Here is a 24,062-nt window from a genome sequence, read left to right on the forward strand (position 1 = left end):
GAGGTTAAGCTCTTTTCCCATTCAAGCTACTTTTTATATGGGTGAATGCTTGCTCGTTTGTCCTTGATATGAGTCAGGTGACCCAGCAGGTGCGTGTTTGATGAGAATAACACCAAGTGCAATAAACCATACGATCTGTCCCAAACCAAATATAGCCGTGGTGACTTCAAAAAACGGGTTTTCGATGAGAAAAGACAGACCAGAAAACAAAGTTAAGACCCCAGCTAACCCGACCAATAGCCCCCAATAATGTAATAGAGGGCTAAATACCCGATGTTTTATGCCAACATAACTGATTGCCAGCACCCACAAGGCTCCCACTAATTCAATGCCTCCTCCGAGCGCATTCACAACGATAGAAATGGTTTGCTTTATCGTTAGTGCCAAGGTTGGATCTTGTTCATACAATGCTGCAATTACTTCAATACTGGTCAAGAATACAAAAGTGCTTGCCAGCACGATTGTTGCCCAAATATAACCAATAACACTAGTGAACTTCATCAGTTCGGGCGAAAACCGCTTAAAGCGTTGGTAAATAGTCTGCACTAACACAATTAAGGCTAAACTAAAGATAATGCCGATAACAATATAGCCAAGAAAAAATGTATCTCGGTTTTGTATTAAGAAATCTAAAGAAAGTTCAGGAGTATCATACTTACTGGTATCTAATACACCGAAAAAAAGCACAAAACCAAATAGATAAGTTGCAGCTTTGGTGAGTGCAGCAATACCTCCCCATTGTTGTAGTGACATAGAGGTTCCTTCTAACTGATAAGTGATTGTTGTTAGCAGTTTAGCAACATATAAAGTAGAACACACCAAGGGGCATCGCTTTGTTTGTAACAAGAGGTGTTATATTGGGTTACGCTCTGTAGCGAAAATCAATTGAAAAGATATGCAAAGAAAAATCGATGATGCCCTAAAAAGAAACAGCACAATACGTTATATTGAGCCGTTTCTTTCATCACTTTTAGTTAAGCACGATACTTACGTCTAAACGAGATTAATAAGGCGCTCAATAACGGAATGAAAAAGCCAACACTACCACCAGAGCTACCGGCATCATTTTGTACACCACTCTCGGTGCCTTGATCCGCCTGATACTTTGCTTTTACCACCATCTCACCGGTTACGCGTTCAAATGTCGTATCCCAGCCAATAAAAGTATAGCCACTGCGTGTTGGTGCACTCGGAGGTGTTGCTGCGGCGCCATGCTCGACTTCAACGGTTGCTATTGACGCATCATTCCAATCTACAAATTTGACTTGGTATTTATTAATTTGAAACTTTGCAGTAATAGTGAGATCTTGCGTAATTTTACTAAAATCAGCGCTCCAGTTTGAAAAGGTGTAGCCCTCTCTAAGTGGTACTTCTGGGGCTGTTGCAGGAGCATTTTCAGCAATGGTTTGAGTTGAGAGTAAGGTGCCATCCCAGTTCTTAAAAATAACTTCAAATAACGTTGGCTCATCAACCAACACAGCTAAAGTGCGTTGATTATCACTATACTTTAACTCATGATTTTGGCTTGTCAGTCTCAAAGATACAGGGAAAGTACCTATTTTATTTGGCGTGATAGTCAGCGCCGCAGAAGTTGATTTAACTCCACTAATACCACTAAACAGACATGATTTAGTTTGGCCTTCATTACTACAGGTCACGGAATAATTTTGATCTTCTGATTTAACATCCACAGCCAGTTCAGAAGCTGCGTCTATTTCTATGGTGAAATAGTCAGGCAACAAATTCAGTGTCTGCTCCGATACTTCAAAATTTATTGTCTGTGAAGCACCTAGTTTAATGGAATGCGGATCTGGTAGGTTTAATACTGCAAGGTTACTTACATTATCAACATCAACAAACAGGTATGGTGTTGCCCCTAAAGTTGTTAGTTCGCGAGCCGTCGCACCGAAGCTGTAATTTCCCTTCGAGTCGATTTGGATACTTGACTCGAACGTCCACACCCCTTGAGCGCTCTTTAGCTCTTCACCACTAAACTGGATTGTTGTAGTGCCTATTTGTTCATGCTCCTTGTCGCCTTGTTGCCACTGCTCGATGGTAAATAGTTTATCCTGAGCCGTGCTGCCTTCTGGTGAGCGCAGTACATAGTAGCCTTTTTCCATAGCAGAAGTATCAGACATAGTGACTTGTAAAGTAATACTTTGCTCTCCTACTGCGGATGACAATTCATTTGTAGAAAGCGCAACAAATTCAGTGCGGGGAGGGAAAATGTCTAACTGGTTACTGTTGCTTACTTTGAAAGTAACAGGCACACCAAGTTGGTGTAATTGCCCATGGTTGAAAACGCCAGTATTGCCACTGCTATCTGTTAATGTTGCAGAAGAAATAAGCCACTCACCAGGCAGAGCATCCCCTGAAAATACGAATGAATAAGTCGATTTATAAATCCCTTCTTCTTGCGTTTCTTGCCACTGTGTAGATTCTGCCTGTTTAGTTGCTACTGATTTATACTGAGTTGGTGGCGATAGTTTCACAACCCCTTTGGACATTCCTGATTGATCATAAGCTTCAATGGTTATATCAATGTTTTTGTCGCCAGAATCTACATCAATCTCTGATGCTGAAATGGTGATATTCTTTATTTCTGGTGCAACTGTTTCTGAGACTTTACTATTCACCACGGTGACATACGGGTCGAAGCCTGCAGCTTCCATTTCGCTATCTCGTACCCAAAAGCGTGCTGCGTTGTTATTATCTATTAGCATCGCTAAGGTCAAAAACCACGTGCCGTTGAGGTCTGTTTCGGTAAAGTTAAAGCTAACGGTACTTTCATAAACGCCTACTTCATCCGTTTGTTGCCAATTTGCTGCAAACGCAGACTTATTGGTTCCCCAATTAAACCCTGTTGGAGGAGATAGATACACACGCGTACTCTTGATACCGCTTTCGTCGTAAAGCCGAATGGTTACATTAATGGTCTTATCGCCTTGTTCAACATTAACAGTTTTGCTACTGAGATAAATGGACTTTAATTCAGGAGGTGTACGGTCGGCAGTTGTAGTAGGTTGCGCTTGCTGACAGTCTGTAGCGATTAGCTCTAGTTGCGCTTTTGCGGGTATAGAATGGTGACCTATGGTTGTTTTAAGGTTGTCGGTGAGCAAGTCTATCTTGCTATTACACTCTACTGCTGAGCCTATAACGTTATCAGTCTGTAACTGCGCTTGAGCATGGGTAGTTATTATAGTCATGCCACATAGCACAGAGAGAAATTTGATTGAGTATAAACGGTTTGAACTCATTGTTATTCCTTTAGAGTCATTATCTAGCTTGCTAGTGAGCATAATCTAAACTGCTGGAGTACTGTCTTTGTTAAGACGTTAATTTATATCAATTAGTCTTAATTCTTGCTCAATTCGAAGGCCTAAATCTGACGCCCATTGCGTTAAAAATTTCTTGTTTAGGACACCTAAACAGAAAAACTCTTGCCTCAAAATCGATCACTTAGTTAAGCATATTTGTATTACAAATCTTGTACTTGCCCGCTGATGCACTTTTGCAGCAATCTGACATTGCGTTACTAGCACTTATATTGGAGTAAACAACCTAATTTATCATGATGTATAGGTTTTACAGAGACACCACTGACTCCAATTTGTGAACAAATGTAAAAAACGATAATCTTTACGATTAACTAATAGTCCTTGTGGTGATGTAAAGCATGTAACGCCGGTGTTTGAGTAGGCCGCAAGGTTGTGTTTTACGTTGGTTAATAAGGAAAGTGAAGATGCAGTTTGAAACAAAACGGTTATCGATAAGGCGAATGACAATGGCAGATTTAGATGCTGTATTCGCACACAGAAAAAGCCCGATCACCTCTAAGTATATTGGTTTGCCAGCTACTCGAGAGTCTGCAAAAGAAAGGCTGAGACAAGCATGTAAACCCTGGAACGCAGAACCAGGTGAGCGCCTTATTCTTGCGATTATACATAAAACGCGAGCACAACTTATCGGTGAGTTGGTGTTCAAATATGTTGATAAAACGCAAAAAATAGGGGAAATTGGACTTCGCTTGGCTGAACGTGAGATTGGTAAAGGATACGGATTAGAGGCAGCAAGCGCTCTCATTGAGCAGGGATTCAACAGCTTTAATGTTAATATTATTCAAGCCATATGTGCTGTCGATAATCTTCAATCTCAGAGACTTATGGTTAAATTGGGCATGAAACGTAAAAGTTGTTTACCGGCATTTTTAGATATAGCGGGTGACAAGCATGATGCTTATACCTATCAGATTTACAATAAAAAAATCTGTTAAGCGCAGCAAACAAAATATGTAAGATTCAACTACACACTCGTTATCGCTTTTATTTAAAGGGAATCATTAAATATGAAAAAAATCTCGCTTGTAGCATTACTACTACTTTGTGGGTGCCAAAGTAACAATGCGGCTACCACAGCAACCGAAAAACAGGCAGAACGTTTCCAATATCTTGATATGAGACATTTACCGATGAAGGTACAAGCTGATGGATATTGGGTGCAAACCCAAAGGAGTGAGCCATTATACCCAATAGATGCAGCTAGAAAGGGTCTCTCTGGATGCGTTACTTTATCAATAGCTATCACTCCTGAGGGAAAAGCTGGGGGCTATAAAGTGATCCAGAGTTACCCAGAAGGGATTTTTGACGACGCAGCACTTCAAGCGGTAAATAAATGGCGCTGGGAGCCTGAGCCGGGTAATTCTACCCGTCAAGCTATTCTTATTGATACTAAGCTCGAGTTTTGGGTTACCCAAGGGCAAAGCAACGCAGATGAAGCACAGCGAGTATGTCAGTTTGCATCACAACTTAGGCGTTAGTATTTTGCCTCGTTTGTCATATAGCTAGGCATTGCAGCTAGGATGAAAACTCTAAAACAAAACACTTATGTAACAACTTGTTACACCCTTACTTTGGTTGTTAATTAGGTTAATTATTCTTTGACAATGAAGTTTAGGAATATTAACTTGTACCCGAAATCTGAAATAGACCAAAGGAGATGTAAAATGATTTCAAAGTCACTTGTGTTTGCAACTGTGCTTACCGCTGGCGTTGTACCAACAGCCGCTTCTGCCGCAATTAATAATAATATTGGCGAATGTAACCTATATAACTTGTTCGAGCAGTATAACCGTGATGATTATGTTACACGTGTTTCGGCTTCAGTTGCGTATGGTAGCTATCAAAGCTGCGCATTGGATCAAAACAATTATGTAAAATCAGTGTTGGCTAAGACTTCGGCACGTAGAAATGCGCTAGAAGCGGACATCAAACAGCAAATGTATCAGATGATGGATGCAAATCTTAATGGCAGCTTTGACCTAGACTATGTCTCAACAAGTATCAATGGGCCTTTGGTATTTGAGTTGAAAGAGTCGAATGGTCAAGTAACCGCTAAGATCGGCGGCATTGGTATTAATTCAAAGTCAAAAATTACCCTTAAAAACACACCTTCTATTATATTCAAAGCGTATGGAAGAATAAGTACACCTGAGATTTGGGCAACCGCAACTTACAACCCCTACAGTGGTGAAGTATCCAACTTAAGTGTTAGACCTATCAATTTAGATGTTGATATTGAAACACGCTTTTTGGGGATCAGCATTCCTGGTCTTTCTAACCTCGTTGATTCATTTTTTGAGTCAAAAATGAAAAAAGAAATGGCAGGGTTTGTAAATGACGATAAACTCAGCGGCGCTCGTACCATCTTCTCTTTGGATAAAGCGATCCCCAGTGGTGAGTTTTTCTATGCTGGTGAAGACTTGGGTGTCAAAGCCAAAGATGCTATTCGCAATATGAGTAATGGTCAATCGGTTCGCATCTCTGTGTCTGGTAATTCATTAACATATGGTGATCAGCCTCATACAGCTTCACTAAACGTAAAAATTTCAAATGCGATTGAAGTACAATTAGATAGCGTACGTAGGAAAAATCCACTTGGCCCCGACAAGTGTCCAGTCAGCTGCGTTTAACGGCTAGCGCATTTCAATAAGAAAATTGTTTTAAAGCTTCTGCTTAGCTCAACTTGTTAAGGAAAGGTTTGAAAAGTGATGAATTGGCTTATTTAGAAAATCTAAATAAGCCAATTAGTAAAGGCTGATAAGTGTTATTAACTAGCCAAACCTTAGGTTAATTTGCTTTGGTTGCCTTATATTTAATAGTGACATTGTAATACGGCAACAAACCGCGCACACGTATGTTCCATTTTCCTTCGGCTGGCTGATTAAATGTGCAACTCTCAGTGCTACCCCAAAGGTATGGGCGACAGTCATACTGGAAAAAGCTTGGCACATGCTGGTGGCGCACGTACAGATTAGCTTCACCCTGACCTGTCATTGACACTTCTAATTTATCAAAACCTGCTGGTAGCTCTATTTCGCGATGTTGCCACCAAAACCACCCTGCAAGACCAGAAAATTCACCCTCGATAACAGTAGGCTCTACCGCTAGCTTAAGATCGATAACAACTGGATCATGATCTGACGCGCGATAAGGGTGTGGCGCGTACAAGCTTGCCTTATGGTTATCTGATTTGTATTCAGTATTGTAGTCCAGCGCAACAGGCTCATCTGCATTAATATGCCAATCAGTCACAGACTTTATTTTTGTCATCATGGAAGTTGAAGCAAACGCGTGGTCTAGGCTACCAATACGTCCTTGGTATACGTACGAGTAGTCTAAATTATCACCATGCAAGGCTTGTTTGATATTAGCATAACCATTTGTAATATAAGTGTTAATTGGATCTTCTTTTGCATACGCGTTCATATCACCTAATATAATGACATCGTCTTCTACTACCCCTGTTGGGTTGGTATTTAACCACTGTGACAGCGTATTTACTGCATTGACACGCGTTTGATTCCAACAGCCTTGACCATCGTTCTGATCTTGATCTGAGCCCTCAGCTTTAGAACAACTTCCCTTTGAACGCAAATGAGCCATTACGACAGTGAATGTTTCTTCACTAGTGATGTCTTTAAAAGTTTGTACTACTGGTGGACGGTTACCATAGTCAAAGGGGACAGTTTCCGTATAAGCTGGTGTGCCCACTTCGGATACCTTATTGCTGCGATAGATAATGCCTGAAGTAATAGCATCACCACCAACTCGCTCAGTATTTAGGTTAACAAACACATAGGTATTAACAGGATCTGACACATTTAGCGCATTAACCAGATCAGCAATCGCACTGCGCTCATCAAAACCGTCGTTTTCAAGTTCGAGCAAGCCAACAATATCAGCATCGAGTGCAGTGATTGCTGCGACTGTTTTTGCTTTTTGTCGTTCGAACTCTTCAGCGTTGTCAGCGCCTCGAGGAGTAGGGAATCCGGCTCCTTGGCCATCTCCATTAAAATAATTAAGGACATTAAAACTGGCAATACGCAGATCGCCACGGGATTCCACTTCAGGGGCTTGTGTACGTAAATTGGTATGAACAAAGTTTGGTGTTGTGGTTGGATGAATACGGTATTGGCTATAGCCATAGCCTATGACGCCTTCGAGACTAGTCACCGAATCACCCAAACGTAACGTGTTATAAGCGTCAAGAGTAGGGGAAGGGTATGGGATCACCTCAGGATTTTGTACTGACGAACCATCATCTAACAAAATTTCTTTGCGTTTGTTCTGTACTTCTAATTGATTTGCTGGCTCACCAGGCGCTGCGATTTGAGTCGCCTGATACAAGCGCTCGGTAGCTAAACGCACTTCGCCGTAACGTGCAAGTCCGTATGTATCGTTGACGACCAACTCGTTAGTAATAGAAACAAGCATGCCCTCGTATGCCTCAAGGCTGCTTTGAACAGGCAATGTTATGGCGGTTGCAAACACGTTTGTTGTACCACAAAGTTCAATTGCATCAACATTTATAAGTTGCGTTTGGCCATATTTTTCTTCAACTTTACCACGCAGCTTCACAACATCTCCGGCGCTAACCGAGGTGTTGTTATATGCGACAAAGATACCCTCTGAAGTATTTTCATCGCTGTCGTAATCAGCGCTTTCTTCTTGAATAAAGAAGCCTTTAAGACCTGTGTCAGACTGCAAGCTTGAGGTGACCACAGCTTGAACCTCAACGACCTCACCCGCAACTGGGCTAGAATCGCCCGCACCTTGAATTGTACTGATTAAGGTATTGTTTTCACCACACTTTACAGGTTCTGGCTCTGGTATATCATTACCGTTTGAGTGTACACCTAGGTTACTAAAGTCATCTTTAGACAGCGCGAGCCATTGCCCTTCACCTATAAATGCTTCACCAGGATCGGTGCGTCCAAGCGTTACCGCCGGATCTCTGACTAGAGTTTTGTCTTTTGTTCTGATTTCGCCATCAATCCATTCACTACCTGGGTCAACACCTAGCTGACCTAAGCTATCAATAGTATTGCCATCAAGTGTCAGTGTGATCGCATCATCACCATTAAACCAGCTGCTAGAGTTAGTTAACTGCGCTTTGGCTAAGATATCTGAAGCTGCATCAGCATGTGCGATAACGTAAGTAGACTTTGGCGCTAGCGCTCCAGATAGTTCGATTTGTGTGCGGGCTTCGGTTGCACCATTAAAGAAGAAGTTTATTGAGTAGCCACTCAAGTCTACCGCAGTATTGCTACCATTATAGAGCTCTACTGCTTTGTTATAGCTACTACCCTCAATATATTCGGAGATAATGACGTCTGCTTGAGCGTTTAGGCAAGCTAATGTAACAGCAGAGGCTAAAATTGATTTTTTAATCATTTTTTATTTTCCCGTGTATTATAATTTTTCGAATATTTATTCGGGTCGATATTCTAATCACTATTGATGACAATTCAATTAAACTTGATGTTTTGTTTACATTGGTTTACTTAGTGTTTGTGGTTGTAGGTCAAATGTCATTGAAGTTATGCAAAGTCGTGTTTATGCACTTTTCTAAGTGCATTGACAAAAACCACTGCTGCATACGTATTCAATGGATCGATCATTATTGATACCTATATTGTTAAATTTGTGTAACATTAAAAGGTGCAATAATGATGACAACAAAACGAATCCAATCTATGGCTACAGCACTACTTGCGTTAGGCTTAGCTGCCCCTATTAATGCCTCGCAGGGCGATCCAACAACATTTGTTCACTTATTTGAATGGTCTTGGCGTGACGTTGCGACTGAGTGTGAAACATTTTTAGGACCAAACGGTTATGCAGCCGTGCAAGTATCACCACCGAATGAGCATATAACGGGCTCACAATGGTGGACGCGTTATCAACCGGTAAGCTATGAGATTGTGAGTCGCGGTGGCAATCGCGCTGAGTTTGCCGATATGGTCTCACGTTGTAAGTTAGCTGGAGTTGATATATATGTTGATGCTGTGATAAACCACATGGCACACGGGAGCGGTGAAGGCGTTGCTGGAAATGCCTTCGGTAACAAGCAGTACCCAATATATAGCCATCGGGACTTTCATAACACATGTGCAATCAACTCTGAAGATTACGCAAACAATGCTTGGCGAGTTCAGCATTGTGAACTGGTAGGGCTTCATGATTTAGATACTGACGCAGACTACGTACAAAATACTATTGCAGGCTTTCTAAATGACCTCTTGTCACTGGGAGTTGCAGGCTTTCGTCTTGATGCCAGTAAGCACATGCCGGCAAATGATATTGCCGATGTGCTTGCAAAATTAAATAAGCCAGCGGTGATTTTTCAAGAGGTGATTGATCAAGGCGGTGAAGCCATTACCGCATCTGAATATCATCAAAATGGGTTAGTCACAGAATTTAAATATAGCATAAAGCTCAGTAACGCCTTTAAACAAGGCAAGCTGGCGTGGCTAAAAAGTTTTGGTGAATCATGGGGATTAATGCCGAGTCATAAAGCGGTAGTGTTTACGGATAATCATGACAATCAACGCGGACATGGAGGTGCAGGCTCGATTGTGACCTTTAAAGATGGCAACCTCTATGACTTAGCTAATGTATTTATGTTGGCGTTTCCTTACGGCTATCCAAAAGTCATGTCTAGCTATGAGTTTAACGGTAATACTGATGCTGGCGCGCCTTCATTACCTGTACATCAAAACGGTAATCTAAATTGTAACAGTGCACAGTGGCAATGTGAGCATCGTCGTCCAATGATCTCTGGAGCAATGCAGTTTAGAAACCATACATCGGGAAATTGGAATGTCGACAATTGGTGGGATAACGGCAATAACCAAATCGCTTTTTCTCGAGGTAACTTAGGATTTGTCGCGATAAACAGAGAGCCTTTTGGAATGAACCAACAATTGCAGACAGGCATGGAGCCAGGTACTTATTGTAATGTATTAACAGGTGCAAAGGTTGAAGGACAGTGCTTAGGCCAAAGTATAAAAGTTGACGAGAATGGCTATGCACATGTGTCAATTGAGGCGATGCAGGCACTTGCAATTCATCACCAAAGTAAAATAACAGCGCCACCACCGGATTTAGAGGATTGGCAGCGCACTTTAGTATTTATCAAAGCACAGACACAATCAGGACAAGATATGTTCATTCGTGGTGGCCTTGACCATACCGCGTCATCACAGCGTGGTGTTGATTGTTCTGCTAATCCCATGCGCTGTGCATTACCAATAAAGCATCTAAATATGAGAAATGTAACCACTGCGCCTTGGAAGGTAGGTGACACCATGTTGGACTGGTCTGAAGCTCAAAACGGGCAAGCAAATGGTGCAAAGGGGAGCCCACTCGATTGGACCTCAGATGTATGGCCTGCTCAGTGGGGAGCTGAAAAACGTTATGATAGAGATGGTTTTGGTGTGATGCCGCTTAATCAGTGGGGCGCTCACTACTGGCTTTTGGAAGTCGAGATGAATTGCAATCATACCTTTAACGGTTGGTTTGAAGTTAAAGCTTTTGTGAACAATGGACAAGGTTGGGAAGCTGATATTAATCAGCAGGGTACACCTTATATGAGTAACAACCACTTTGCACAATGTGGAAAAACGAATGTATTTGAGTTTGGTAAAGACTCAGCGATGATTTTACCCTTATAAACTCTATTCTTTATAATAAGGTGAGTTGAGTGTCGAGATAAAAGCACTTAGCTCACTTTTTATTTTAAATGGCCTTTCCTCTGTTATTTACTATCTTCTACTTTTTTGCTTGCAATAATGATAAGTTTAAAATTAACCTAGATTAAAATGTAGTCATATAAATTCAATAAATTAACATTTTAAAAATAAAATTAGATAAATTGATTTAAATCATTAAAATGTGTTCACAAGCTATTGTCAGCGCTGTCATTGGGAATTATTATCAACTCGTTGTTTACGAACGGGCCCTTTCAAATAGACAACAATGCCCTCTATGAGATTAAAAAAGGAAAATTTAAAATGAAGAAGTTTTGTTTCGCACTATCCTTAGCAGCTGTATTTGTCTCAGCAAATAGTATGGCTTTACCAAGTCTGGCACATGATACTGATGGATTCGAACGCGTAACTGAATACACCAACGGTCCTGTAGCGACAGCGATCCTTGCAAGTGAGTTTGCACATAACCTAAAGGTTGATTTACACCCACGAGGAGAGGGCGATTTTTGTAGTTACGCGAACGTATATCACCATACAACTGGTGAGCAAATCGCGCATGCTAACGTACAAGGGCTATCAGGAAGTAATTATGTTCAGCAGGCAACAGCTACCATTCCTGAGCAGTACTTAACAGCGAATAAACGCGTTGAAGTCTCTTGCACCAGCGCATCAGGGGAACAATACGACGTATATGTTAATGTGCCTGGTGCACCACTTGTAGAATGGGAGATAAACGCGCAACCTGCAGGTGAATTTGTACACCGTCCGAATACCTACGGCTACCATAGTGCGTATCATGTTGAGAGTCGCCTAAGTGTGGATAGTCAAAGTAATAGTGGACGCTGCACAACACTGTCTAACCGCGGAGTTGAACTTGGACTCTTCCACGGTGAAAGTGGCAAAGGTCCATTCCATTCAGATGTATTTATGACTGACATCACAGTTGATAATTCTCAGGCTGGACAGCCTGTCTTGTATCAGATCATTGAATGTGAAAATGCGGCAGGAAAAACACTAGCAGTTAAGGTTTTGTCATTAACAAATCCAAATAGCATTAATGTTATCCATGAAGAACATGTGATTAAGTAACAAAAAATAAAAAGAGCGTGGCTAAAGCTACGCTCATATTTCTCAATTTATTTAAATTTATTTTTATATTTTAATTTAAATTTTTATTGAATTTAGTGTTTTTAATGTATTGTGATTTTTAATCGGGTAAGGTGAAGCTAAACCAAAAATATTACAACAAAAACCACTAAATATTAATTATGGGTTATGAAAATACTCGTTAACAAGATCCTAGCATTAAATGATGGCATTCATTAGTGTGAGAAACACTGCCTTGTTACGGTACCCCACTTATGGTCTTCATAAATGTCTTCAATGTAATTACCTGAGGTATAATCCCCGACCACATCTCTCCAAAAACTGGTTGCATGTTCCGCTCCTGCAACTTGCTTGATTTCCCAAGAACCACCAAGCTGCTCAAACAAACTGGAGATAAAACGTTTTCCTACTTTGTTTTTACGAAAATACGGTAATACATAAAAATCACAGATTTCATATGCTTTTGGAGATTTCTCGTCTATTGCCGTGAGAGCTGCAGGGATACCGTCCAAATATAATAAGTAACCTGTAACAGAGCCTGTAAGCTGAGGGTAAATCTCAAACAAACCATTTTCGTTTGGTTTATCGTCTATAATTGGAGAAAATTCTGCGCCATAACCTTGGTAAAGGTTGGCATAAACCTGAGCATTATTAGTGTCTACTTTGACAATGTTCATGATGAACTCTTTGTGATAATTGAACTTTACATGTCATACTATCGCTTTTTTGACTTCTATAAAATGACCTTGTGCTAAAGCAATATTTGTCTTCATGTCTTCATCGGTTTCTCCTATTTGTGATCTTGTAGAGAGTTCTAATTAAACATGCCTTATCTAAAAGGAAGTGGAGAGTAGCGAATTTCAGAAGGTGAGTTTGAGATTAAATTAGATGTAATATGGGAAGCGCCAAAGGCGTAAAATTAGCTATTGACGCTATAATCTTTTGTTATTGGCTCGAAGCAGATTAATTCTTCGGAGTGAACTCCATTAACCAATTTGTCTCCCAAGTTTTTCCGTTATCCTTTGAAAATGCTTGCTCCCATGTAGGTTTTATGGGGTTAGTTGAATTCCAAAGAAATCTCACTTTAATTGGAGTATCATTGTAGCGCTCATCTGCATAGAAGCATCCAATCCCATCAGAGAATTTACCAACAACAGGTGTATCTAGTGCACTTGGGTTTCGACCATCTAGCCACCAAATAGACCACTCTCTTGTTGCAGAATTATATGAACGAATAGCTTTTGCTCTTACTGAAGCATTTGGAAAATTCAGTTGGACATCTTCGATGTTTCCATAACCACCGAGAGTATGAACGGTTGAAGAGAGCCCATCAAATTCAATCCACTCTTCACCTCCGTTGAGTATATCTTTCAATCGGCGGTGTCTTACATTCCAATCGCCAATGATGAAGTCAAAATCTTGCGGCGCATTAGGTTCTGAATCCAGTAACATCTTACTACCCTGTTTGTTGTTGTAATTTTAAAGCACAATAACATGAATACTGATTATTTATACAGTTTTATTTTAATGTTTGTGTATTTTTGGATGGGTAACCTCACAAAATGGATGGCAAAAGGGTTTAGGCTGAGATCCGCAAAGTTAACACTGGCACCCACAATATCTTGTTTACTCTATTTTTTAGTTATGCTGGGAAAAGTTGCTTAAAGGGTTGCAAGCGTGAGTGTATTGCGTCATTTCAGAGGAAGTGATTGCCTGTTATCCATGTTTTGACATTAAATCTAGAGAGTCTCGCACAACAAAGGTACCGCGATTCAACCAGCTTTAAAGCTTTTTTTGGCTAAACCTACAAACGTTCACAATTTGCTAGATTTGTGCGCCGTTGTTTGAGTGTTCAACAATAAGCAGTGAGCACTTGCTCTTGACCAACTGCGCAGTGGAAGAGCCGAGAAAGTTGTGTTGTAAGTCTCACGCAATTATCAGGTTCGATGTTTCGTTGAGACAAAATAGATTGATAATCAAAGATATTTGCTTTTTATCGGTGTAAATATACTTCCCAGTAAGCTCGGCTAATTCCAAATAAGACTCGAGTTCAGAAAACTGTCTGCAAAAGCTGTGGTAGGCTGTTTGGTTGTTTTACTTGACCTTCATGGTCGATGCGCTTTTTGATACTGGTGAGGTCAGAAGTTTCAGGTTCTGGGGTTTGTATCAGTGAAGCTCTCTTCGCTTGTGATTGCGGGAAGTCATGGGGGCTCGTACCAATTGCACTGAAAATGTTTGGATTAGATTCTGCAAAATTTTCGCCAAAAGTACTGACGACTATCACAGATATTACGGGTGTTATTTCATTGTTAATGAATTGTGCTGTTGTTGCCTGATGTGCTGCTCAAGGACTACAAGGGGTTGGGGCTTTAAAGAGCTAGTGGTTTACACCAGCTCTTTTGCAAAACGTATTAGTTAACTACTACGTTGCTTGCTTGAGGACCTTTCTGGCCTTCTTCAACTGTGAAAGACACTGATTGGCCTTCAGTTAAAGTTTTGAAACCGTCAGAAACGATAGCACGGAAGTGTACGAATACATCTTTACCGCCGTTTTCCTGAGTGATAAAACCAAAACCTTTCTCTTCGTTGAACCACTTAACTGTGCCGTTTACTGTGTTAGACATAATTGAAACCTTTTTCAAAAAATTAATTGTGTGGTGAAAATCACCGTTAAAGCGATAGATAAAACTTAGCTAGTAACGCATTGGTATATCTATAAACGACTTTTTAAAAAAAAGAGTATCAAGAAAAAACAGTGCAGCAGTAGTAAGTGCTCTAAGTATCTAAAGCGCTATTATAATATAGCGTTCTTACATGGCTGTCCAATGAAGTTTATAAAATAGTTCAAAAAGCAATCGCTTTTAGGTTGCAAAGTGTTATTTGGATGGACTCTGTAGCCTGAGTTACTCAGTCGTATCGCTTTGGAGTACCTGCCTAAGTGCATTGTCCATTTGTAAAATAAAGTGTTGCTTATGTGGATACTTTTCTTCAAAGCCTTTTAAGTAACCAATATGTGCAGTACGCCTCATGATCACTTTATCTTCAATAATGTTTCCACTGCTAAGCTGAGAAGAAGCGAGAGATGTTTTATTTATTCCGAGTAAGGTGGAAAGCCTGTCATTCACATAGCAATCAATGCGGCCGCGAGAAAGCTTTTCGATATTTGAATTTGTGCTTTTATTCTCCCACAGTTTAATCAAGCCTAATTTTTGAGCTTCCATTAAGTCTTCATCCAAGATCATATATCCTGCGTTTATGCCGACATTGATGGCTTGTTCCGGTTTTATATGTGGGAGCTTTTTTAGCGTGACCCCTTTATTGCAAAAAGCGACCACCACTTCTTCTTGCAGTGGTACAGAGTATGGCCAGATGTAGGGTCTTTTTTTTATATGAATATAGGGAGGCATGAGTGCCATTGCCTCTGCTGATGCCATCGAAGAAAGTCCTCGTTTCCAAGGTATGGCCCGCAAAGTAATTGAATACTCTTTGCTTAGTATTCTAGCGGCTTGTTTGACAATATCAACATAAATGCCATACAGCTCGCCATTTATCTGATAGCTATAAGGCGGATAAGCATCATCCACTAAAATGGTAACAGCGATCGGTGCAGCTAGCTCCGGCTTATGAGGGGTCGCACAGTTATCGAAGGGCAGGGTTAAACAATACCAGATAAAAACATAGCGAAATACGTTCATTTTTCACTGATATAAAAATGTGTCGTCTCTTTAATATAGTCAACAATGGTGCAATTTGTTAGTAATCTCCATTGTGCTTATTGAGTCGGGTGCTTGGTGTCATTTCCCCACAAATAGATCACGTAATTTGATGAATTGATATAACTGGCAGGAATATCATGAGCGTTTATGCTTTAGAAACGCAGGCCAACATAACTGGTTGAGCGAGCGGGCAACACCAAAAGAAGCATTGCCTCTTTTGGTGTCTAGAAAAGCTAAAAGCTAGATTTTATTCTCAGCAAGTGCGATAAAGTAGCTATAGCTTAGTGCTATATCATGGATCCCTTTAAATCGACCCGATGCACCACTGTGACCTGCTTCCATATCGGTTTTAAATAGTAGCAAGTTATCATCAGTTTTAAGATCTCGTAGCTTTGCAACCCACTTGGCAGGTTCAAAGTATTGTACCTGCGAATCATGTAAGCCAGTTGTAACTAGCAAGTTCGGATATGCTTGTGCTTTCACTTGGTCATAAGGTGAATAAGATAGCATGTAGTCAAAGTAGGTTTTATCATTTGGATTGCCCCACTCATCGTACTCATTAGTGGTAAGTGGCAAGCTTTCATCCAGCATAGTATTAATGACATCAACAAACGGCACAGCTGCATGAACACCGTCATAAAGCGCTGGAGCTTGGTTAATCACCGCCCCCATCAGCAGACCTCCGGCGCTACCACCTCTAGCATATATTCTTGAGGCATCACCGTACTTTTGTTCTACTAATGCTTTGGTCACGTCAATAAAATCATTAAAAGTGTTCTTCTTATTTAACTTTTTACCATCTTCGTACCAAGGGCGGCCAAGTGTTTCTGACCCTCGAATATGAGCGATGGCGTACACAAAACCTCTGTCTAACAAACTTAAGCGACTTATAGAAAAGGTTGGTTCGACATTCAACCCATAAGACCCATAGCCATATTGCAGCAGTGGATTAGACCCATCTTGCTTGAATTTATCTTTGCGATACACAATTGAAACGGGTACTTTAATCCCATCACGTGCAGTGATAAATATACGCTCTGATTTGTAATTTTCAGGATTAAAGTCGCCCAGCACTTTATTTTGTTTTAATAACGTTTTATCAAGAGTTTCCAAATTAACATCAAACACAGAAGCTGGTGTGGTCATACTTTGATAGCCAATTCTCACCGAGTCAGTGTCTATGTTTTTGTTGCCTGTCAGGTATGCCGTATACGCTGGGTCATTAAACGTTAAGCGCTTGCTTTTACTGTTATCTAAATTACTAACCGTGATTTGAGTTAGACCGTTTTCGCGTGTTTCGTAAACCAGGTGCTGGTTGAACAAGGCAATACTTTCTAATTTTGCATCAGGGTTATGCTCAACCACCGTCTGCCATTTTGACCGATCTTTTACATCAGTTGCCTTAACACGCATTAGTTTAAAGTTAATAGCATCTTTGTTTGTATGAACGTAAAACCAATCACCTAGTTTGTTAATGCTGTATTCGTGACCTGCTTCTCTTGGAATGAAACGCTCTGGTTTGGCTTTTGCATCGTCAGCATTGATAAGAGACACACCAGACGATTCGGTACTGCCGTGGTGAATGTATATAGTGCTTTTATCTTTGCTCTTAGAAATATTGGTGAAGTAACTGTTGTCCGTTTCTTCATAGACTAATTCATCATCGCTTTGTGGTGTACCTAAAGTGTGACGAAAAACTTGGAAGCCAAGCAAAGTAACGGGATCTTTTTTGATGTAGTAAAGTGTTTTGTTGTCATTAGCCCACACAACTGAACCAGACGTACCCTCGATTTTGTCTTCTAACAATTTACCTGTTGTTAAATCTTTAACTTGAATAGTATAAATTCTGCGACTGAGGGTATCTTCAGCAAATGCTAACAGGTTTTCGTTAGATGAAATTTGTAGTGCGCCTACACCATAATAATTCTGGCCTTCAGCACGAGTATTCGCGTCAAAAATTGCTTCAGCATTTTTACCGTCTTTATGCTCGCTACGGAAATAGGTAAAGTACTCTTTGTCGCCTTCCGTTGCTGTGAAGTAGTAATAGCTACCGTTTAATGTCGGTACGCTACGGTCATCTTTAACAACTTTGTTTTTAATTTCTTCAAAAAGTGTTTGTTGGAGTTGCTTGGTCGCATCAAGTTTACTGTCTGCGTAGGCATTTTCTTGATTGAGATGACCTAGTACTTTTTCATTGCTTCTAGTGTCGTCGCGTAACCAATGGTAGTTATCAGTAAACTCTTGCCCATGAATCATCACTTTATGTGGAACTTTTTCAGCGATAGGTGCTGCCACCGCCACTTGTTGTTGTGCTTGAGTTTGCGCTTCAATTTGGTTTTGTTGCGGAGCTTCTTGGCAACCAAGAACTGCAAATAGAGCAGTAGAGATCAATGTGAATTTAAATTTCTTCATTGTTATTTTTCTATAGATAAATAAGTTTGCCCAGTCTAAACCAGTTGTCAATATGAGGACAACTGGGCAGTACACCATTTTTGTAACAATAATTAAATGGGATAGGTTAACTATTGTTCATCAATATCAAAGCGGCCAACTAATTGCTCTAGATCTTTAGCAAGTGCCACCAATTGGTCAGCTCCGGCATTAAGTGCAGCCGCACCGTCACCAACTTGCCTTACCGAAACATCTACAGAGCCAATCAATCGTTTGGTTTGACCAGCATTTTGACCTTGCTGTGTTGCTTGTGCTGCAATATTTGATACCGAAGACTTAATGCGTGATACGGCTGCTGTAATGTCTGAAAATGCTTGTTGAGCGCTTTGCGATTGCGTAATTGTGGTTTCTGATTCGCTCACACTCACCGTCATCTGGTTAGATACATTTCTAGTTTGCGCGATAAGATTAGTCAGCACTTGCTCAATCTCTTGCGTGGCATCATGAGAACGTTGTGCCAGTGTCCTCACTTCATCTGCAACCACAGCAAACCCTCGACCTTGCTCTCCTGCTCGAGCCGCCTCGATGGCTGCATTTAACGCAAGTAGGTTGGTTTGTTCTGCAATCGAGCGGATCACACCAAGTATATTGGTAATGTCTTGGCTTTCACTCTCAAGTTGATTCATCGCACTTGCAGACTCAGCTAGTGACTGATTGAGTCTTGCCACCTGTGACACGGTTAATTCGATGGTTTTGTTGCCGTGTTGGGCATGCTCGTCAGCGCTAACCACATCTTCAAGTGTCTGGGTGCAATGTCCAGTCACTTCTATTGCAAGCTGCTCCACGGTTTCAGTTGTTGTTGCAGCATTGGCAGAGTCATCCGCTTGAGCATTGCATTGTCTACGAATATCGTTAATACTTTTTTGGGAGTCTAGTGCTGCGCTGTTGAGTGTCGCGGCATTATGCTGAATGTCTTTCACTAACAGGTTAATCGAATCGAGAAATTTGTTGAACCAGGTTGCAAGTTCACCAATTTCATCGTTGCTGATCACCTTTAAACGTTTCGATAAGTTTCCTTCTCCTTGGGCAATTTCTCTCAAACCCAAAGAAACCATTTCTATCGGTTGGACAATTTTATTTGCCAGTGTGATAGCGGTAATGACAAAAATAATCACCATTAACATCGCAATTACCGCAATACTAATAGTCATATCGTATGCAGCAGCTAAAATTTCATCTTCATCAATAACTGCAATAAACTGCCAGCCAAGGTTTGATGAACGATAAATTTTAGCAACGTAGGTTTTATTATCGGTTTCAATGGTGAGGTAGGCTTCGTTTTTCACATCTCGAATTGCGTTATAAAGTGGGCTGTTGAGATCTTTGCTGTGTTTAAAGTTGTTGTCTTTGTTTTTTGGGTCAGCCAGTACAATACCGTTACCGTCGAGTAAAAGTAGATAGCCAGATTCCCCCAAGCGAATGTTACTAACAATATCAGTGAGAGTGGAGAGCGTCACGTCCAGCGATTGTGTACCTATCATTCTACTGTTACGCTTAATCGCCGTCGCGACTGAGACCATAGCTTGCCCTGTAACACCTTGATAAGGCTCTGTGAGGATAACGCTATTGGGGTTTGCTGCGGCTTTTTTGTACCAAGGGCGTTTAGTTGGATCATAGTTGCCCAGAGGTTCTGCTGGGTATTGGATAAAGCCACCAGAACTCGTACCTAAATAGACAAACAGTAACTCTTCATGGGTTTGTCCGAATGCGCGATAAAGCTCATAAATTTGCGCTTCATTCTGACCATTTTGCAACGGAGTCATTGGTTTCTCTGCACCAAAGTAAGTGGTGGTATTTTCACTAACATTTTGTACAGCCTCGGCCTGTGCTAAAAACCGGGCGCTCTTTTTCATTTGCTCAAAAAATAATACAAATGACCGTTCCGCTTGCCGAATTTCATTGCCGGATGCGTCTAAAAACTTTTCAAGAGAATCTTTCTTGGTTTGCGAAATACTCACAATCGAAATTGCCAAAATAGGAATAATAACGGTGAGTACAAAGCTAATTATCAGTTTTTTGCGCATCTTCATCGCAGAGACCCCATTAATTGGACTATGTTGTCAGGTGCCATATCACGGCACTGTATTTAGGGAAGGAAGTACTTTGGAGCTGGCGACACTATGATTTGCCGTCTTTTGCTTCACTACCTGCTCAATTTGAGAAGGTAAGTTGGGCGCTATTTTTGTTAAAAACCTCTTGTTTAGAGCTACTACGAGCGTACCTACATGGCAACGCATTTTACCCAAACTCACTCTCTTAATTGAGCGAAGTGCTATGTCTTAGGCTTCACTACAGTCGGTTGCAGGTAGTGGGCATCCGACCGTGTGAGGCATAATTTTATCTTCCTCTATAAATAGGTTTAGCATTGGATCTCGTGTTTTTTAAGTAATTTATAAAAATCAGAGCGATTTCGTTGTGCAAGTTTTGCCGCTTCTGAGACATTCCCCTCACAAAGCGCGAGTACTTTTTGAATGTAGTCATATTCAAATTGACGTTTAGCTTCGTTCAACCCAGTAAAAGCATTTTGCGCACAATCTTTTGGTAAGGCTTTTTGTACAATATCTTCGGTTATCACTTTACCTGGAGTGATGGCGACACAGTGCTCTACAATATTATGGAGCTGGCGAATGTTGCCCGGCCAATGGTAATTCAACAAGTGCGTAATACTTTGTTGGTTAAATTGCTTTTCGCCATTGCTAAGAGCACTTAAGAAACGTGATGCAAGTAGTGGAATATCTTCCAATCGCTCTCTTAAGCTTGGGATTTCAACGGACACCACGTTTAAGCGGTAGTATAAATCTTCACGAAATTGTTTTTCGGCAACAGCGCTTTGAATGTTTTTATGGCTTGCAGAGACAAAACGAACATTGACCTTATGCTCGGTTTGGCCGCCCACCGGACGAACGGTTCGTTCTTGTAAAACACGCAGTAGTTTAACTTGCAAATCAAGCGGCATATCACCAATTTCGTCGAGAAATAAGGTGCCGCCATCGGCGGCTTGTACTAAACCTTCTTTGTCGCTCACAGCACCAGTAAATGCTCCTTTTTTATGGCCAAATAACTCTGACTCTAAAAGGTGGGCAGGCATTGCACCACAGTTTATCGCGATAAAAGGCCCTTGAGATTGATTACTTGCCAGATGGATCGCTTTTGCCGTCACCTCTTTACCAGTGCCGCTCTCGCCTTGGATCAGGATGTTTGCGTTGCTACTAGCAAGCGCTTGGATTTGCTGTACTAACTGACGCATTGAGGCGCTTTGAAACAACAAGCCATGAAAGTTATTAGGATCTGAAGTCTGGGCTGTTCTTACTTTTCCAGCAAGCGCCTCATTGATGACATCAAGCATTTGTTGAGAGTCAATGGGTTTGGTTAAAAAGCTGACAAAGCCTTGTTGCATAGCGTCGACAGCATCTGGAATTGAGCCATGAGCGGTCATCATCACAACGGGCATTCCCGTATAGTGTTTTTTTATCTGTTCATTAAGTTCAAAACCGTTCATGTGCGCCATCTTTAGGTCTGTGATAACCAAGTCAATGGGCATTTGTTTGAGGATGTTTAATGCTTGCGTACCACGATGCGCTACTTCAACTTCGTATCCATGGCTTTCTAACCGTATCGCCAGCAGCTCTGTCAAAGATGTATCGTCATCCACTAAAAGCAACTTTGCACCCTGTTGTATTTGACTCATAGTACATCCTCCTCAAGTGATGGGGTTTCAGATAGATCGGTTTTCAGACGTTGAGTTTCTATGTCTGCCAACTTTTGTTTCAGCTCAGCAAGCTGCTTCTGTGTTTGTAGCAATTGTGCTTGGTGCAGTTGTGCTTTATTGTCAGCGTAATAATTGCGGATTTTTTGCTCACGAAGGTTTTGAGTATGCCAAGCTAATGATTCAAACCAAATGTTATAATCTTCCGGCCAATAATCTTGTAGTCTTAGCGCTTCAATGGCTTTAAGTTGCTTGGTGGTTGAGTCTGTACCGCAATAGGTGTGAATAAAGCCTTGTAAGTGCTGAGCACCTTTATAGTATTGGTTAAATGTCACGTTATGTTTTTGGGCGCATTGACTGACTAAGGCTTTGATCACCTCAGTTAAAGGCACAAACCTAGCGCTAGTTTCTGTTTTCACAGGGCCAATAAACTGCTTTGTTTGCTCGACGTTATGCTCCGTTGTGGCACAACCACTGAGCAAAAATAGCATGATACTTAATGCGATGTATTTCATTTTGGATCCCTTTTTGGAAAGGCGACTTGAATACTGGCGCCAGATTCTACTGGTAGCCATTTCACATAGCCTTTTAATTGCTTCACACACTCAGAGACAATGGCTAAACCTAAGCCACTGCCATTATTATTTTTATTTTTCTCACCACGAACAAATGGCTGGAATAATGAATCGGCATCATTAATGTCGATGCCATCACCGTCGTCACGGACTATCAACAATACTTCGCCATTTTGCTCTTTAATTGAAATAGTGACATTGCTTTTAGCGTGATCGATGGCATTGCTCACTAGCTGAGTTAACACTAATTTGCAGGGAAGATAAGGCACTTTGAGGTCATCATGGTTTTGCCAGTTCACTATTACATCAGTCTTTCCTAGCTTATCGCTAAGATGCGTTGAGACTTCTTTTTGGATAAGATTCATTTCGGCGTTGTGATGTAGGCTATCAGGGTGACTGGCCGCGCTATAGCTGAGCAAATCGTCGATCAGCGATCCAAGCTTTGCAACAGAGTTTTCCATTATGGTGAGAATACGTTGCTGCTTTGGATTAACAGCTCCAAGCAATCCACTATTTAATAAGCTGCTTCCCTCGTTTAGTGATGCTAAAGGGGTTTTAAGCTCATGAGTAACATGGCGCAAGAAAGTTTCTTTTTGTTGTTGAATGCGTTTAAGTTCGAGCCTTAACCAATTTAACCTGTCACCCAGTTGCTGTAACTCATGGCTACCAGAAAGTTCTACCGACTTATCAAAATTACCTTTACCCACCTCAGATACCGCAGATTCTACCTGATTAAGCTGCTGACAAATCCGGTTGATCAAAAAGATGCTGATCACGATAAGGGTGGGTAGCAAGATGATGAGGCCAAACATAAACCATGTTTGCAGCTGCACGAAATGGGCTTCTTGATCTGATAAGCGCTTATTCAGTGTTTGCTGAAAGCTTTCCTCGAATTGATTAAGCACTTTAACCAATCGTTGAAACTCTTCAGCTTTTGAGGTGGCATTGATCTCATCCGGAGCAAACTGTCGCCATTTAGCAACAAACAGCGAATCGGGTAGGTTTATTTTTAATAATTGAATACGTTTTTTGGTGTTTTGCCACTTCTGCTCGATGCTTTCTTGCAGTGTTTCACTTTGCAGCAGTTGATTATTTTGCAGTGCTTTTTCAAGCGCACTGATATCTGCTTTTACAAAATTGTATTCAAGAATAAGCTTTTGATTTTTATTATAAATATCCTGCGTTTTTTGTTGGTTTTTGGACAGTGCTTGGGCGTACCACAAAGTCAGTGTGAGTATTGGAAGCACACCAATAAACATGGCAATAAGTGCCTGTTTTTGTAAAGACTGAGAAAAAATTTTTTTCACGATACCAAACCCTTCCCAAAGGTGAACTAATTTTGACCAAGTAGCGCTGTTCGGTTTGTAAAACTTAGTGTGAAAAAGTGGCGTTGTTGCAAAGATGCGACAACCTAATACTCAGAGAAATAAAGACTTTTTATTTTCCATACCTTCAGC

At 40.9% G+C, this 24,062-nt stretch carries 17 protein-coding genes; 5 read left to right on the top strand and 12 right to left on the bottom strand.

Features of this window, described 5'->3' with window-relative positions; translation table 11 throughout:
* Positions 1-33 precede the first annotated feature (33 nt).
* Complete coding sequence (locus HUZ36_RS17720) at positions 34-753, bottom strand: DUF4386 family protein (protein WP_176033563.1); 720 nt, start codon at positions 751-753, stop codon at positions 34-36.
* Between the two features lie 221 nt (positions 754-974).
* Positions 975-3,257: an InlB B-repeat-containing protein gene (locus HUZ36_RS17725; protein WP_176033564.1), complete on the bottom strand. Its 2,283-nt coding sequence runs from the start codon at positions 3,255-3,257 to the stop codon at positions 975-977.
* Between the two features lie 485 nt (positions 3,258-3,742).
* Here HUZ36_RS17725 and HUZ36_RS17730 point away from each other — a divergent pair, with 485 nt between their 5' ends.
* From HUZ36_RS17730 to HUZ36_RS17740, 3 genes are all read left to right on the top strand, one after another.
* Positions 3,743-4,273, top strand: a complete 531-nt coding sequence (locus HUZ36_RS17730) for a GNAT family N-acetyltransferase (protein ID WP_176033565.1) — start codon at positions 3,743-3,745, stop codon at positions 4,271-4,273.
* 72 nt (positions 4,274-4,345) lie between these two features.
* Positions 4,346-4,816, top strand: coding sequence for an energy transducer TonB (locus HUZ36_RS17735; protein ID WP_176033566.1), 471 nt, complete (start codon positions 4,346-4,348; stop codon positions 4,814-4,816).
* A 186-nt stretch (positions 4,817-5,002) separates the two neighbouring features.
* Complete coding sequence (locus HUZ36_RS17740; RefSeq protein ID WP_147390141.1) at positions 5,003-5,968, top strand: hypothetical protein; 966 nt, start codon at positions 5,003-5,005, stop codon at positions 5,966-5,968.
* Between the two features lie 157 nt (positions 5,969-6,125).
* Here HUZ36_RS17740 and HUZ36_RS17745 read toward each other — a convergent pair whose 3' ends face one another.
* Positions 6,126-8,732 (bottom strand): ExeM/NucH family extracellular endonuclease, encoded by a 2,607-nt coding sequence (locus HUZ36_RS17745; RefSeq protein ID WP_176033567.1) that lies wholly within the window; start codon positions 8,730-8,732, stop codon positions 6,126-6,128.
* A gap of 302 nt (positions 8,733-9,034) precedes the next feature.
* On the opposite strand from HUZ36_RS17745, the gene HUZ36_RS17750 reads away from it, so the two are divergent.
* Both HUZ36_RS17750 and HUZ36_RS17755 read left to right on the top strand, forming a co-directional pair.
* Positions 9,035-11,014, top strand: coding sequence for an alpha-amylase (locus HUZ36_RS17750; RefSeq protein ID WP_254879577.1), 1,980 nt, complete (start codon positions 9,035-9,037; stop codon positions 11,012-11,014).
* 339 nt (positions 11,015-11,353) lie between these two features.
* The gene (locus HUZ36_RS17755) at positions 11,354-12,139 is read left to right on the top strand and encodes a hypothetical protein (RefSeq protein WP_128732138.1); all 786 of its coding nucleotides are present in this window, start codon (positions 11,354-11,356) and stop codon (positions 12,137-12,139) included.
* Positions 12,140-12,372: 233 nt separating this feature from the next.
* Here the strand turns inward: HUZ36_RS17755 and HUZ36_RS17760 are convergent, their stop codons facing one another.
* The 9 genes from HUZ36_RS17760 to HUZ36_RS17800 form a co-directional block, all read right to left on the bottom strand.
* Entirely contained in the window at positions 12,373-12,834 is a 462-nt protein-coding gene (locus tag HUZ36_RS17760; RefSeq protein ID WP_176033568.1) for a GNAT family N-acetyltransferase, read from the bottom strand.
* A gap of 286 nt (positions 12,835-13,120) precedes the next feature.
* Positions 13,121-13,609, bottom strand: a complete 489-nt coding sequence (locus HUZ36_RS17765) for a DUF1579 domain-containing protein (protein ID WP_128732140.1) — start codon at positions 13,607-13,609, stop codon at positions 13,121-13,123.
* Between the two features lie 959 nt (positions 13,610-14,568).
* The gene (cspE, locus tag HUZ36_RS17770; protein ID WP_010369631.1) at positions 14,569-14,781 is read right to left on the bottom strand and encodes a transcription antiterminator/RNA stability regulator CspE; all 213 of its coding nucleotides are present in this window, start codon (positions 14,779-14,781) and stop codon (positions 14,569-14,571) included.
* Positions 14,782-15,060: 279 nt separating this feature from the next.
* Positions 15,061-15,852 (bottom strand): substrate-binding periplasmic protein, encoded by a 792-nt coding sequence (locus HUZ36_RS17775; protein ID WP_176033569.1) that lies wholly within the window; start codon positions 15,850-15,852, stop codon positions 15,061-15,063.
* Positions 15,853-16,113: 261 nt separating this feature from the next.
* Positions 16,114-18,285 (bottom strand): S9 family peptidase, encoded by a 2,172-nt coding sequence (locus tag HUZ36_RS17780; protein WP_176033570.1) that lies wholly within the window; start codon positions 18,283-18,285, stop codon positions 16,114-16,116.
* Positions 18,286-18,395: 110 nt separating this feature from the next.
* The gene (locus HUZ36_RS17785) at positions 18,396-20,354 is read right to left on the bottom strand and encodes a methyl-accepting chemotaxis protein (protein ID WP_176033571.1); all 1,959 of its coding nucleotides are present in this window, start codon (positions 20,352-20,354) and stop codon (positions 18,396-18,398) included.
* Positions 20,355-20,683: 329 nt separating this feature from the next.
* On the bottom strand, positions 20,684-22,012 hold the full coding sequence (locus HUZ36_RS17790; RefSeq protein ID WP_176033572.1) for a sigma-54-dependent transcriptional regulator: 1,329 nt from the start codon (positions 22,010-22,012) through the stop codon (positions 20,684-20,686).
* Positions 22,009-22,545: a hypothetical protein gene (locus HUZ36_RS17795; protein ID WP_176033573.1), complete on the bottom strand. Its 537-nt coding sequence runs from the start codon at positions 22,543-22,545 to the stop codon at positions 22,009-22,011. The genes HUZ36_RS17790 and HUZ36_RS17795 overlap by 4 nt, the downstream gene beginning before the upstream one ends.
* On the bottom strand, positions 22,542-23,912 hold the full coding sequence (locus HUZ36_RS17800; RefSeq protein WP_176033574.1) for an ATP-binding protein: 1,371 nt from the start codon (positions 23,910-23,912) through the stop codon (positions 22,542-22,544). Before HUZ36_RS17800 ends, HUZ36_RS17795 begins: the two co-directional genes overlap by 4 nt.
* Positions 23,913-24,062 lie beyond the last annotated feature (150 nt).

This window comes from Pseudoalteromonas sp. McH1-7 (assembly GCF_013366255.1).
Classification (GTDB): Bacteria; Pseudomonadota; Gammaproteobacteria; order Enterobacterales; family Alteromonadaceae; genus Pseudoalteromonas; species Pseudoalteromonas peptidolytica.